This is a genomic window from Kibdelosporangium banguiense (assembly GCF_017876405.1).
Lineage (GTDB): Bacteria > Actinomycetota > Actinomycetes > Mycobacteriales > Pseudonocardiaceae > Kibdelosporangium > Kibdelosporangium banguiense.
The window spans coordinates 2835093-2847868 of record NZ_JAGINW010000001.1; the positions used below are offsets into that span (position 1 = coordinate 2835093).

Below are 12776 nucleotides of genomic sequence, written 5' to 3' on the forward strand. Positions count from 1 at the left end.
CCTTGATTTCCGCAGGAGGGACCCCGGCGGTGACTGGACGCTACGACGACTCCGCTCAGCGGCCTCCGGTCGCCTGGCAGCCGCCGGCCAGCGGGGAGAATCCCCCTGTGGACAACTCTGCCGACAACACTGCCAATGCAGCCGCCGACCAGCCGGAGCTGTACGTGGAGCCGTCGACGGACTCGCAGCCGCACCCGGCTGCACCCGAGCCGGGCGGTTCCGGCCAGCACCGCGTTCCGAGCGGTCCCTATCAGGTCCCAGGCGGTTCCGGGCCCTACCAGGTGCCCGGTGGATCCGGCCCGTACCAAGTCCCGGGCGGTTCTGGCCCGCACCAGGTTCAGGGCGGCTCAGGCCCATACCAAGTCCCTGGTGGATCCGGCGCGCATCAGGTGCCTAGCGGTCCCTATCAGGTGCCAGGCGGCTCTGGGCCGTACCAAGTGCCCGGTGGTTCTGGTCCGTACCAGGTCCAGGGTGGTTCCGGGCCGTATCCCGTGCCGCCTCAGCAGCCGCCGTTGCCGCCTGGCTACCAGTACGCGCCGCAGCCGCAGCAGCACCAACAACCACAGCAGCAGCCGTTCCCGCCGCAGCCGCAGCAGCTCCAGCACGACCTGTCGAGCTCACGGCTGATCAAGCAGGACAAGAAGAAACCCCAGTCGGGCTGGCGCAAGGCCGTCTATGTGGCCACGGGTCACCTGGTCAACATGGGCGAGAGCAATGACGATGCTCGCCGGCGCGAGCTGATCCTGCGAGTGAACCAGCCGCTGCGCGGGTGCTACAAGATCGCGATGCTGAGCCTGAAAGGCGGTGTGGGCAAGACCACGGTCACCACAACGCTCGGCTCGACCTTCTCGTCACTGCGTGGCGACCGCGTGATCGCCGTGGACGCCAACCCCGACCGTGGCACGCTCAGCCAGAAGATCCCGCTGGAGACCACCGCCACAGTGCGGCACCTGCTGCGGGACGCGAGCCGTGTGACGAAGTACAGCGACGTGCGCGCGTACACCTCGCAGGGCCCGAGCAGGCTGGAAGTGCTTGCCAGTGAGCAGGATCCGGCCGTGTCGGAGGCGTTCAGCGAGGACGACTACCGGCGCACGGTCGCGCTGCTCGAGCACTTCTACAACATCGTCCTGACCGACTGCGGCACCGGTTTGATGCACTCGGCGATGAAGGGCGTGCTGGATATCGCCGACTCGCTGGTCATCGTGTCGTCCGGGTCGGTGGACGGCGCTCGCAGCGCATCGGCGACGTTGGACTGGCTGGACGCGCACGGCTACCGCGACCTGGTCGCCAGGTCGGTCGCCGTGATCAACTCGGTCCGGCCGAAGTCCGGCTCGGTGGACCTGGAGAAACTGGCCGCGCACTTCGGCGCGCGATGCCGGGCGGTGTGCCAGATTCCGTTCGATCCGCACCTGGAAGAGGGTGCGGAGATCGAACTTGACCGCTTGTTGCCGGCCACCCGCCTCGCCTTGCTCGACATGGCGGCGACGGTGGCCGACGACTTCCCCAACGACAGGTAAGCGGCGCTCAGGCCGGCGGGTCCTCGCCGGCCTTCTTGTTGCGCTCGTCCAAGCCGCGCAGGAATTCCGGATCATCATCCGGGGCGATGGTGCCGCGCTCCCGGCGTGACGGCACGCCGGCTGTCTGCGCTCCGAACGCTCGCCACAGCAACACCGCGACCGTCAGCGCTCCGACCGCGGCGAGCAAATAGAGCATTCTCGCCACCTCCTCGAGTTCCAGTACCCGAGGTTAGCCCGTTTGTCCGCCACGCGCCGCCATGGGCATACGACTGGCATACAGGCGTGACGAGTGGCCGCGTCACTCGCCGTGGCTGGCTTCGGTGGTCAGTTCCGCCAGCAGGGTCTTCACCTCGGACTCACGGAACCTGCGGTGCCCGCCCGGGGTCCTGATCGAGCCGATCCGGCCCGCGGTGGCCCAGCGGGTGACGGTCTTCGGGTCGACCCTGAACAGAGCCGCCACCTCACCCGGGGTGAGCAGGCGCTCGCCAACGTGGCTGATCGTGGCTGTCACATCTGCCTCCTAGACGCTCTCCGCCGGCGAAAATTTCCGGCGTACCGGTCGCATCGTGTCATCTCGACCATCAGGTACTCGAACGCCTAAGCAAAGGTAAAGAGGTAGTAAGGGGCAAAACGCCCACTAAGGACACGGGGGCTAGGCGATGCACAGCTCGTTGCCCTCAGGGTCGGTGATGGTGACCCAGGTGTGCGGGCCCTGTTGCCCGCGGTGCTGCACCTTCGCGCCTTTCGCCACGAGCCTGGCGACTTCAGCCTCCTGCTTTTCCGACCCTACTCGCACATCGAGGTGCACCCGGTTCTTTACCGTTTTCGGCTCAGGGACGAGCTGGAAGAGGATCCGCTGACCGGACTCGGGATGCAGGATCGCTTGCCCCTCACGCCAGACAAGCACGCCGTTGTGCGTCTTGGTCGCGGATTCGGGTGCCTGGCCCTCGTCGACCATGCGGCGGATGAATGCCTCGTCACTGGGCTGCACATCCCAGCCCAGCGCGTCGGCCCACCATTCGGCCAGCGTGTGCGGGTCCGAACAGTCGATCACAACCTGAAAGTCGTATGCCATGGCGCGACCGTAGACCTAAGCACCGACAGTCCGAGCGGCTTGATCGCGCTGGTCGTTTGCGCCTCGCAACGCACCCGACACCGCCCCGGCAACGCCGGTTACCAGCCAACGGCGAAGGCGTCGGTCGCGCGGGGCGAGGCGCAAACGACCGGCTCTGGCGAGCAAGCCCGCCGAGCGAAGCGAGGCCAGAAAGCATCGTAGAGTGCCCGAGTGGATGACTTGGATCGCCGGATCATCAACGAGCTCAGGCTGAACGGCCGCGCTACCTATGCGGAGCTCGGCCGTCAGGTCGGACTGTCCGCGTCGGCTGTGCACGAGCGGGTCGGCAAACTCGAGTCCAGCGGCGTCATCACCGGCTATCACGCGACGGTGGACGCCAGCGCGATCGGACTCGGCGTGACCGCACTGGTCGGTATCCAGCCCTCGGACAACGCCGAGGACAACGAAGTGGCCATCAAGCTGGGCGAACTCGCCGAGGTCGAGTCCTGCTGGGCGGTGGCCGGAGACGAGGCGTTCGTGGTCAAAGTGCGCGTGCCCACAGTCGACCTGCTCGAGCGCACGCTGGGCCGGCTGCGCCGCATCGACGGCGTGGCCAGGACGCGGACCACGGTGGTGCTGTCCACCAGGTTCGAGGGGCGTCCGAACACCAGCGCCGCCGAGTAGGCTCTGACATCGTGGAAGCGCATTTCGGCCGGGACCTCACGCTGTACACGGCGGCGCGGATCGCGCTGGTCGCCGTGGTCACCGCGGTACTCGTGGTCTTCAAGATCCCGTTGCTCGTCGCGCTCGCGGTCGCCGTAGTAGTGGCGTTCCCGCTGAGCATGCTGCTGCTGCGTGGCCTCAACCAGCGGGTCACCGCCGGGATGGCCAAGCGCGGCGAAAGCCGCCGGGCGGAACGGGAACGCCTGCGCGCCGAACTCCGGGGCGACAGCGACTCCTGAGGTTTCGATTTCCCGCGGGTGTCGTTCGTGGGGTGGACATGAAATACATGCTGCTGTTGCACGAAGCCGACACCGACTGGACCGCCGCGCCGCAGGAAGTGCTGGACAAGGCGCTCGCCGAACACGGCACGTTCGTCCAATACCTCACCGAGCGAGGGCGGCCGTTCGCTGGGGAGGCCTTGCGGCCGTCCCATACCGCCACCACGCTCCGTCCGGATGGCGATGACATCCTCATCACCGACGGGCCGTACGTGGAACTCAAGGAGCACATCGGCGGTTTCTACGTCATCGAGGCCGACGACCTGGACGACGCGATCGAGGTCGCGAAACGCGTGCCGATGGGCGCGGGCGTCGAGATCAGGCCGATCTGGGACGCATGACCCTCGCCGAAGTGCTCGCGCAGGCGCACCGGACCGAGTGGGCCGCGGTGCTCGCCGTGATCTACCTGGTCTACACAGCCGGATCGGCCGATCGCGCGGTCGAACTCGCAGGCCTGCTCGCGCAGTTACTGCCGTCACCCGAGGTGTTCGGCCTGCTGGCGTTGCTCCGGCTCAACGAAGCCAGGGCGACGGCGAGAACTGTTGACGGAAAACCGGTTCCGCTAGCTCTACAAGACCGTTCACGGTGGGACAGGTCAGCGATCGAGCAGGCGATCCCATTGGTAGAGCGTGCTTTGCGTGGCGGCGGGCCGTACGCGCTGCAGGCCGCGATCGCCGCCGTGCACGCCGAGGCTTCGACGTATGCGGCGACCGACTGGGCGCAAATCCTTGCCCTGTATGACGAATTGGTCGCGATCCATCCGTCGCCGACCGCGGCCCTCGGCCGTGCGGTCGCACTCGCCGAAGTACACGGTCCCCAAGCCGGGTTGGCGGAGGCGGACCGCTTGGCGTCCCAACTGGGCAACTACTACCTGTTGCCCGCGGCCCGAGCGGAGTTTCTGAGAGCGTTGGGCCGCATGGAGGAAGCGACTGCGGCGGACAGACGTGCCGCGGATCTCGCGCCGACAGCGGTGGAAGCCGAGTTCTTCCGGGCGCGTGCGGCTCCTTGATCGCTTCGATTCGCCTCCGCGCTGATCGTCCGTCAGGGTGTGAAGGGTGTTGTGGCAAATTGTCCTGACTGCAGCGGTCGCGACAGTGGCCGCGCTCCTGGTCGGCTGGTTGACGGGCGCCCTGGTGAAATTCGTCGCCAAGCGCCGTTATCGGCGAACCCTGACCCGCCTGCACAAGAACTGCCACCGGCCATTCATGGCTGTGCTCGTGGTCGCAACGAACTACGTCGTCGTGTACGACGTGGAGAACCGAGTTGTCGCGGGCGTCCGGCACGCGTTGCTGCTCGCCCTGATCGCAGTCTCAGCCTGGCTCGTGATCAGGGTCCTGTTCGTCATCGAGGACACAGTCCTGCAGCGCCTCAACGTGGATGTTCCGGACAACAGGCGAGTCCGGCGGTTACGCACCCAGGTCGCCCTGATCCGCAGGCTGACCGGCGCGACGATCACAGTCATCGCGATCGCCTCGATGTTCATGACCTTCACCCAGCTGCGGACCCTCGGCGCCTCCCTGCTGGCCTCCGCCGGAATCGTCGGCGTGATCGCCGGTCTGGCAGCCCAGACCACGCTGACCAACGTGTTCGCAGGCATGCAACTGGCCCTGACCGACTCCCTGCGCTTCGACGACGTAGTGGTGGTCGAGGAAGAATGGGGCCGAATCGAAGAGATGACCCTGACCTACGTCGTGGTCCACCTCTGGGACGAACGAAGACTGGTCCTGCCGACCACCTACTTCACCAAGAACCCCTTCCAGAACTGGACAAGACACGAAACCCGGGTACTCGGCGCGGTCCTGCTCCACCTGGACTACCGCGCCCCGATAGAGGAACTGAGAACCGAGGCCCGCCGCGTGGTCGAGGAATCCGACCTCTGGGACCGCCGCGAATGGATCCTCCAGGTGGTCGACTCCACCCCGTGGACGATGGTCGTCCGAGTACTCGCCTCGGCTGCGGACGCCCCCAGCGCCTGGGACCTTCGTTGTGAGATCCGCGAAAAGCTCATCGTCTTCATGAAGGACAACTACCCACAGTTCCTCCCCACAGCCAACGCCGCCACCCGCGACACCGGTTAGGGCCGGAATCCGTGTCTGACTACCGACGCTTCACGCCGCTCACCAGAAGCAGGATGAACGCGGCGAGGATGGCCGCACCGAGCACGATCCAGACGATGATGGTCCAGCTTTCGTTGGGGGCGGCCAGGCCCAGGGTGCCGATGCCGTGGGAGTCGCCGCCGACGATTGTGTGCCAGGTGCCGTTGTAGTGGGTCACGAATTCGTCCCTCTTCTCGTCCTGGCCGGCTGCGTTCTCTGTCCATGCAGACGCGGTCTGTCGAACGGGCGGTTGCAGGCCGTGACCCAACCGTGATCGTCCATCGGGAGTTACTGTGCTGGCGTGACCTCAGTAGACCGATGTAGTGAGACCACCCGGGACTGGGTGTGTGAAGCGGTGCGGATCATCGAGGCGGATGCCAACCGCAGCGCCGACACGCATTTGCTGCCCTTTCCGCTGCCGGCGGACTGGGGTGTGCGGCTTTATCTGAAGGATGAGTCGACGCATCCGACTGGGTCGCTCAAGCATCGGCTGGCCAGGTCGCTGTTCCTGTATGCCCTGTGCAACGGCTGGATCACCGAGGGGACGCCGGTGATCGAGGCGTCGTCGGGGTCCACGGCTGTGTCCGAGGCGTACTTCGCGCGGCTGCTGGATCTGCCGTTCATTGCCGTGATGCCGGCTTCGACCAGTCCGGAGAAGGTCGCGCTGATCGAGCGGCAGGGCGGCCGGTGCCATTTCGTCGACGAGCCCGGCGCGATCTACACGGAGTCGAGGCGGCTGGCCGAGGAGCTCAACGGGCACTTCATGGACCAGTTCACGCACGCCGAGCGCGCGACGGACTGGCGTGGCAACAACAACATCGCCGAGTCGATGTTCCAGCAGATGGCGCTCGAACCGCACCCAGAGCCCGCCTGGGTGGTCGTCGGCGCGGGGACCGGTGGCACGAGCGCGACCATCGGCCGTTACCTGCGGTACAAGTCGATGTGCACGCACCTGGCCGTGGTCGACCCGGAGTGCTCGGTGTTCTTCGATGCCTGGCGGGACACGCTGCCGGACCTGACCGGCTGCCGTGGCTCCCGGATCGAGGGCATCGGCCGGCCGCGCGTGGAGCCGTCGTTCGTCGGCCAGGTGATCGACCGGATGATCAAGATCCCGGACGCCGCGTCGATCGCCGCGATCCGTTATGTCCAGCCGATTCTGGGACGCCGGGTGGGCGGGTCGACCGGTACGAACCTGTGGGGCTCGTTCCAGGTCATCGCCGAAATGCTCGCCGCAGGCAGGCAAGGAAGCGTAGTCACGCTGCTGTGCGACGGCGGCGAGCGCTACAGCAACACCTACTACGACGACTCATGGCTGGCCCGCAACGAGCTGGATCTTGAGCCGTACCACCGGACTCTGGCCGAGTTCTTCGAGTCGGGCCGTTGGCCTAGCTGAGGACTGTGGCGACTGTGGTGGCGATGGCCCAGATGAGCATCGCCATCGCGGTGTCCTTGAGGACCGGGATCAATGCCGGTCCCCTGCCGTCGTTGCGGACGATCTGAACCGATCGGAGCATCAACGGCAACGCCAGCAATCCGAACAGGAACCACAAGCTGAAGAACGCGAGCACGACCGTGATCACGAACGGCGCCAACGCAAGCGCGCTGTAGAAGGTCCGCGCGCCACGGTCGCCGAGGCGCACCGCGAGCGTCTTCTTGCCGGACTCCGCGTCGGTCGGGCGGTCCCGGAGGTTGTTGGCCGCGAGCACAGCGGCCGAGAACGAACCCAGCGCAAGCGACGCGATCAGGCCGACCCACGTGATCTGTCCGGTTTGGACATACAGCGTGCCGAGTACCGGGATCGGCCCGAAGAAAAGGAAAACGGCCGGCTCACCGAGTCCCACGTAGCCGTACGGGTTCTTGCCACCCGTGTAGTACCAGGCGCCGAGCACGCTGAGCACCCCGACCGCGAGCAGCCACCACCGGCCGCTGGCCACCACCAGCACGAGCCCGGCCAGGCAGGCCAGGCCGAAGAACGAGAATGCCGCCAGCCGCACGAACCGCGGCGGCACCAGGCCGGATCCGACCAGTCGCAATGGCCCGACCCGGTCGGCGTCGGTGCCGCGGATGCCGTCGGAGTAGTCGTTGGCGTAGTTCACGCCGATCTGGAAGGCCAGCGCCACCACGAGCGCCAGCACCGACTGCCACCACACGAACCCGTCGATCGCCACCGCGGCCCCGGCCCCGACCAGCACGGGGGACACCGAGTTGGGCAGCGTGCGGACGCGTGCGCCCGCCATCCACTGTGCGACTGTCGCCATACCGACAGTCTGCACACCTCAGCAGGCGGGAGCGCCGCTAACCCCTGAGACATACGCCTCGGCCACGTATTTGCCCGGCGCGATCCGTAGCCAGACGTCGGACGTGCCCTGGCTGCCGTCCACCACCTCGCCGACGGTCCTGCACTCGACCCGGACCTGGGCGTGGTGCCCGGCCAGTCCCACGATGTCGGCTTCGCTGGTCGTGCCGTTGCGGACGTTCAACGTGTCGCCGGGCGTGTGGACGTAGCCGAAGGGCCCTGACAACGTCCACAGGTAGGTCACGGTCACCCAGGAGTTGCCGGTGAGTTTGAGGCCGTCCCAGAACGTGCCGTCGCCGAGATCGATCCCGGCCGGGTTGGCCACGTCCCGGCCGAACTGGTCGCGGCCGGCGTTGTAGTTGTCCTGGTAGGCGGCCTCGGCCTGGGGTTTCCCGGTGGGCAGGTCCTGCCATTCCTGGCGGGTGGAGTTCCAGTAGTCGTCCCGCGTGTTCCACGGCCCGACGTCCCACACAGGCGCCCACGCGCAACGGCCGGACGCGGCGCAGACCTTCACGGTGTACGAGCCGCTGCCTTTGGGCGACAGGCCACGCCGGGACGGCAGCGCCGCGAAGTGGTCCCGGGACTTGATGATGTGCCCGTTCGCGGTCTTGCCACCGACCAGGCCTTCTCGTGTGGCGAAGACCCGATACGACGGTCCGGACCGCATCTCGGGCGCCGGCCCCTGCCACACGGTCAGCCGGAAGTCGCTGACCTGACCGGAATGCAGCAACCTGGGCTGGATCACCGAGGCGGACGACGTCAGCACGCCGGAAGTCCACTCTGTCCAGTTGCCGTCCGGCAGTTGCCCACGGATGTCCACTCCGGCAACCGAAGCGGAGAAGGTGTTCACCGGCGCGGCGAGCCGGACCGGCGGGTACATGGCCAGGCGGGTGCCATCCGCATAGTCCACACTCGACGATCGGTCGACCGACAGTGCTGCCACGACAAGAGTCAGCTTGTCGCTGGCCCATGCGGGCGTGGCGAAGGCGGCCAGCAGGACGGCAACGGCGGCGAACTGTCTCATCAGGACAGATAGTGCCGCACCGCGGCCCGATCCACCTTTCCAGGACCGCGCAGCGGCAGTTCTTCGACCACACGGAACACTTTCGGTACCGCGGCAGCGCCCAGCTCGGCACGGACCAAGGTGCGCAACTTGTCCAGGTCAGCCGCACCGACCACGGCAGCGGCGACGATCTGGCCCCACTCGGGATGGTCCAGCCCGACCACACAGGCGGCGGACACGTGCTGCTCAAGCAGCCGTTCCACGGCCGAAGCAGGCACCTTCACACCACCTGTGTTGATCATGTCGTCGGCCCGGCCGAGGATCTCCAGCCTGCCGTCGACCAGCTTGCCGAGGTCGGACGTGATGAACCAGCCGTCCACGAAACTCGCCGCGGTCAGGTCTGGCCGTCCGCGATACCCCCTGGCCAGCGTCGGCCCGGACAGAGCCACAAGACCGTCGACGATCCGCACGGACACCCCGTCCAAGGGCACGCCGTCGTACACGCAACCGCTTGCGGTCTCGCTCATCCCGTACGCCGAAACCAGCGGAGCGTCACCGGCTGCCGAGCGCAGCTCAGCCGAGAGCGGGGCGCCGCCCATGACGATCCCATCCAGCGCACGCAGGGCTTCCAGACCCTCGGTAGAAGTCACGATTCGCGCCAGCTGAGTGGGCACAAGCGCGGTGTAGTGCCGCCCAGGCGTATCCAGGACCGCCGAAACGGCTGCGACGAAGTCAGGCACCCGGAACCCGGCCTCAAGATCCATACATACCGGATGTATCCCGGCCAGTAGTGACCTGACCAGCACCTGGATTCCGCCGATGTACCGCGCGGGCGTCGCCAGAATCCACTGGCCAGGGCCGCCGAGCCGGTTGAGCGTCAGTTCCGCCGAACTCAGCAGCGCGTTCGCCGACAGCAGCACGCCCTTCGGTTCGCCGGTCGAACCCGACGTCGCGACCACCACGGCTGTGGGGTCGTCGTCGGAGTCCTCGCCCACCCCGAGCGGCCCGGTGAAGGACTCCGGGCCGCCTGGCAACAGCGCGGGGCCGGACCCGTCCAAAGCGGCCGGCAGACGCGAGTGGATCTCGTCCGGCGAGATCGCGACGACAGAGCGCGTCATCAGTAGTAGTAGGGGAACGGAGACCAGTCCGGCGGGCGCTTCTCCAGGAACGCGTCCCGGCCTTCGACGGCCTCGTCGGTCATGTACGCCAGGCGGGTCGTCTCGCCCGCGAACAGCTGCTGCCCGACCAGCCCGTCGTCGATCAGGTTGAACGAGTACTTCAGCATCCGCTGCGCGGTCGGCGACTTGCCGTTGATCTCACGCGCCCACTCCAGGGCCGTGTTCTCCAGCTCGGAGTGCGCCACGACCGCGTTCACCGCGCCCATCTGGTGCATGTCGGCGGCCGTGTACGTCCGGCCGAGGAAGAAGATCTCGCGCGCGAACTTCTGCCCGACCTGCCGGGCCAGGTACGCCGAGCCGTAGCCGCCGTCGAAGCTGCCCACGTCGGCGTCGGTCTGCTTGAACCGGGCGTGCTCCAGGCTGGCCAATGTGAGATCGCACACCACGTGCAGGCTGTGCCCGCCGCCGGCCGCCCAGCCCGGGACGACGGCGATGACGACCTTGGGCATGAACCGGATCAGCCGCTGGCACTCCAGGATGTGCAGCCGCCCGGCCCGGGCCGGATCGACCGTGTCGGAGGTCTCGCCGGAGGCGTACTGGTAGCCGGTACGCCCACGAATCCGCTGGTCACCGCCGGAACAGAAGGCCCAGCCGCCGTCCTTGGGCGAGGGCCCGTTGCCGGTCAGCAGCACACAGCCGACGTCGGAGCTCATCCGCGCGTGGTCCAGCGCCCGGTACAGCTCGTCCACGGTGTGCGGGCGGAAGGCGTTGCGCACCTCCGGCCGGTTGAACGCGATCCGGACAGTTCCCTGGTCCAGGGCCCGGTGGTAGGTGATGTCGGTGAAGTCGAAACCGGGCACTTCACGCCACAAGGCCGGGTCGAACAGCTCCGAAACGACAGTCTCTGACACGTTTGCGAGGATAGGACGGTGAACCCGTCGAGCGCGCAGGCCATGGTCATAGTGGACGAGCTGGCGCGCAATGACGTGCGGCACGTGGTCGTCTGTCCCGGTTCCCGCAACGCCCCGTTGAGCGTGGCGCTGTTCGAGGCCGCCCAGGAGGGCAAGCTCCAGCTGCACGTCCGGGTGGACGAGCGCAGCGCCGGGTTCCTGGCGCTGGGGCTGGCCGTAGCGACACGTCGGCCGGCCGCGGTGGTCTGCACGTCCGGGACCGCGGTCGCGAACCTGCACCCAGCTGTGCTCGAGGCGCACCATGCCGGGGTCGGCCTGATCGTGATCAGTGCGGACCGCCCGCCCGAGCTGCACGGCAGCGGCGCGAACCAGACGATCGACCAGCGCAACCTGTTCGCGCCCGCGGCGATCCTGGTGGACTTCCCGGTGGCCGAGCGGCGCGCCGGGCTCAACCCGGTGTGGCGCGGCCTGGTCTGCCGCGCCGTGGCGCAGGCTGAGGCCGGGCATCCGGTGCAGGTCAACGTGCCGTTCCGGGAACCGTTGCTGCCGACGTTCGGATCCGAATGGCCGGAGCCGCTCGACGGCCGGCCGGGTTACGAGCGCTGGACCACCTCGGCGCCGCCCCGGCTCGTGGCGTCCAGCCGGGTCGATTTCCCGTTGCCCGCCAGGACTCTGATGGTCGTCGGCAGTGGCCGGCCGGACCGGGCCGCGGCCGCGTGCGAGGTCGCGACCAGGGCGGGCTGGCCGATCATCGCCGAGCCGGTGGCGACCACCGGTGGTGCCAGTGTGCTGCGTTGCGGGCCGTTGCTGCTCGGATCGCTTGACAGGGCTGAGGATCTGCGGCCGGAGGCGGTTGTCGTCGTCGGCCGGCCGACGCTGTCGCGCGGTGTCCGGGGCCTCATGGGCCGTGCGCCCGTGTACGGCATCGGAGATCATCCACAGTGGACAGACCCGCAGTATGTCGCGATCCATGTCCGGGGCTGGCTGGACACCACGGATCTGGCGTACGTCCAGGGCCATGATCCGGAGTGGCTGACCGCTTGGCGCACAGCGGCCGAACGTGCCGCGACCGTCGTGGACAAGCTGCTCGAGGAGGACGAGTGGCCGTCCGGGCTGCGCGTCGCACGGGACGTGGTGTCCGCATTGCCTTCGGGCGCTTTGCTTTTCCTCGGTTCGTCCAATCCGGTCCGGGACGTCGACCTGGTCGCGGAGACCCGGACCGACGTGGCGATCCACGCCAACCGGGGCGTCGCGGGCATCGACGGCAACGTCTCCGCCGCGATCGGCCTCGCGCTGGGGCAGCCGGACCGGCCGGCCTACGCCCTGCTCGGCGACCTGACTTTCCTGCACGACTCCAACGGTCTGCTGATCGGCCCGCCGGAAGCCCGGCCGGATATGACGATCATTGTTCTCAACGACGACGGCGGCGGGATCTTCTCGTTGCTCGAACAGGGCGCCGCCGAGCACAAGAACAGCTTTGAGCGAGTGTTCGGAACACCCCATGACGCCGATTTGGCCGCATTGTGTGCCGGATATCGCGTACCGCACATACTGGCCGAATCGCCGTCACAATTGCAGGCGGCGTTGCGGCCGGAGCCCGGGCTGAGAGTCGTCGAGGTGCGCGCCGATCGCGCACGGCTACGAGACCTGCACGCTCGGGTGCGGGCGGCCGTCCAGGATGCCGCATTTGGGTAATCCCGTCCGATGAGATGGGCAATTCGACGGGTATTCACTGGCTGATTGCGCGGATAGGTTCGGGGCACCTTTCGTGCGGAATCAG

The 12776-nt window shown here is 67.6% G+C and carries 16 protein-coding genes; 8 read left to right on the forward strand and 8 right to left on the reverse strand.

Features of this window, described 5'->3' with window-relative positions:
* Nucleotides 1-29: 29 nt before the first annotated feature.
* A complete protein-coding gene (locus JOF56_RS13570; protein WP_209637735.1) occupies nucleotides 30-1517 on the forward strand; it encodes an AAA family ATPase in 1488 nt (495 codons plus the stop codon).
* A gap of 7 nt (nucleotides 1518-1524) precedes the next feature.
* On the opposite strand, the gene JOF56_RS13575 is transcribed toward JOF56_RS13570, so the two are convergent.
* From JOF56_RS13575 to JOF56_RS13585, 3 genes are all read right to left on the reverse strand, one after another.
* The gene (locus tag JOF56_RS13575) at nucleotides 1525-1713 is read right to left on the reverse strand and encodes a hypothetical protein (RefSeq protein WP_209637737.1); all 189 of its coding nucleotides are present in this window, start codon (nucleotides 1711-1713) and stop codon (nucleotides 1525-1527) included.
* 102 nt (nucleotides 1714-1815) lie between these two features.
* Nucleotides 1816-2028 (reverse strand): BldC family transcriptional regulator, encoded by a 213-nt coding sequence (locus JOF56_RS13580; RefSeq protein ID WP_209637739.1) that lies wholly within the window; start codon nucleotides 2026-2028, stop codon nucleotides 1816-1818.
* 141 nt (nucleotides 2029-2169) lie between these two features.
* The gene (locus JOF56_RS13585; protein WP_209637741.1) at nucleotides 2170-2592 is read right to left on the reverse strand and encodes a VOC family protein; all 423 of its coding nucleotides are present in this window, start codon (nucleotides 2590-2592) and stop codon (nucleotides 2170-2172) included.
* A gap of 210 nt (nucleotides 2593-2802) precedes the next feature.
* On the opposite strand from JOF56_RS13585, the gene JOF56_RS13590 reads away from it, so the two are divergent.
* From JOF56_RS13590 to JOF56_RS13610, 5 genes are read left to right on the forward strand one after another with little or no spacing between them, the layout of a single operon-like run.
* Nucleotides 2803-3255 (forward strand): Lrp/AsnC family transcriptional regulator, encoded by a 453-nt coding sequence (locus tag JOF56_RS13590; RefSeq protein WP_209637742.1) that lies wholly within the window; start codon nucleotides 2803-2805, stop codon nucleotides 3253-3255.
* An 11-nt stretch (nucleotides 3256-3266) separates the two neighbouring features.
* Nucleotides 3267-3533 (forward strand): DUF4229 domain-containing protein, encoded by a 267-nt coding sequence (locus tag JOF56_RS13595; RefSeq protein ID WP_307855087.1) that lies wholly within the window; start codon nucleotides 3267-3269, stop codon nucleotides 3531-3533.
* Nucleotides 3534-3571: 38 nt separating this feature from the next.
* A complete protein-coding gene (locus tag JOF56_RS13600) occupies nucleotides 3572-3913 on the forward strand; it encodes a YciI family protein (RefSeq protein WP_245378253.1) in 342 nt (113 codons plus the stop codon).
* Nucleotides 3910-4581: a DUF6596 domain-containing protein gene (locus JOF56_RS13605; protein WP_209637744.1), complete on the forward strand. Its 672-nt coding sequence runs from the start codon at nucleotides 3910-3912 to the stop codon at nucleotides 4579-4581. Before JOF56_RS13600 ends, JOF56_RS13605 begins: the two co-directional genes overlap by 4 nt.
* A gap of 46 nt (nucleotides 4582-4627) precedes the next feature.
* Nucleotides 4628-5650 carry a mechanosensitive ion channel family protein gene (locus tag JOF56_RS13610; RefSeq protein ID WP_209637746.1) on the forward strand — a complete coding sequence of 341 codons (1023 nt, stop codon included), beginning with the start codon at nucleotides 4628-4630 and terminating at the stop codon, nucleotides 5648-5650.
* A 19-nt stretch (nucleotides 5651-5669) separates the two neighbouring features.
* Here JOF56_RS13610 and JOF56_RS13615 read toward each other — a convergent pair whose 3' ends face one another.
* Entirely contained in the window at nucleotides 5670-5846 is a 177-nt protein-coding gene (locus JOF56_RS13615) for a hypothetical protein (protein ID WP_209637748.1), read from the reverse strand.
* A gap of 123 nt (nucleotides 5847-5969) precedes the next feature.
* Between JOF56_RS13615 and cds1 the strand changes: the two genes are divergently transcribed.
* Nucleotides 5970-7061, forward strand: a complete 1092-nt coding sequence (cds1, locus tag JOF56_RS13620; RefSeq protein ID WP_209637750.1) for an L-cysteine desulfhydrase Cds1 — start codon at nucleotides 5970-5972, stop codon at nucleotides 7059-7061.
* Here cds1 and JOF56_RS13625 read toward each other — a convergent pair.
* The 4 genes from JOF56_RS13625 to JOF56_RS13640 are packed head-to-tail and all read right to left on the reverse strand — an operon-like array spanning nucleotide 7054 to nucleotide 10996.
* Nucleotides 7054-7926: a 1,4-dihydroxy-2-naphthoate polyprenyltransferase gene (locus JOF56_RS13625; RefSeq protein ID WP_209637752.1), complete on the reverse strand. Its 873-nt coding sequence runs from the start codon at nucleotides 7924-7926 to the stop codon at nucleotides 7054-7056. The two genes, cds1 and JOF56_RS13625, sit on opposite strands and share 8 nt — an antisense overlap.
* Before the next feature lie 18 nt (nucleotides 7927-7944).
* Nucleotides 7945-8988: a DUF8814 domain-containing protein gene (locus JOF56_RS13630; RefSeq protein WP_209637754.1), complete on the reverse strand. Its 1044-nt coding sequence runs from the start codon at nucleotides 8986-8988 to the stop codon at nucleotides 7945-7947.
* A complete protein-coding gene (gene menE, locus JOF56_RS13635) occupies nucleotides 8988-10085 on the reverse strand; it encodes an o-succinylbenzoate--CoA ligase (RefSeq protein WP_209637756.1) in 1098 nt (365 codons plus the stop codon). The genes JOF56_RS13630 and menE overlap by 1 nt, the downstream gene beginning before the upstream one ends.
* A complete protein-coding gene (locus JOF56_RS13640; RefSeq protein WP_209637758.1) occupies nucleotides 10085-10996 on the reverse strand; it encodes a 1,4-dihydroxy-2-naphthoyl-CoA synthase in 912 nt (303 codons plus the stop codon). Before JOF56_RS13640 ends, menE begins: the two co-directional genes overlap by 1 nt.
* An 18-nt stretch (nucleotides 10997-11014) precedes the next feature.
* Here JOF56_RS13640 and menD point away from each other — a divergent pair, with 18 nt between their 5' ends.
* Nucleotides 11015-12691, forward strand: a complete 1677-nt coding sequence (menD, locus tag JOF56_RS13645) for a 2-succinyl-5-enolpyruvyl-6-hydroxy-3-cyclohexene-1-carboxylic-acid synthase (protein WP_209637760.1) — start codon at nucleotides 11015-11017, stop codon at nucleotides 12689-12691.
* Nucleotides 12692-12776: the final 85 nt, after the last annotated feature.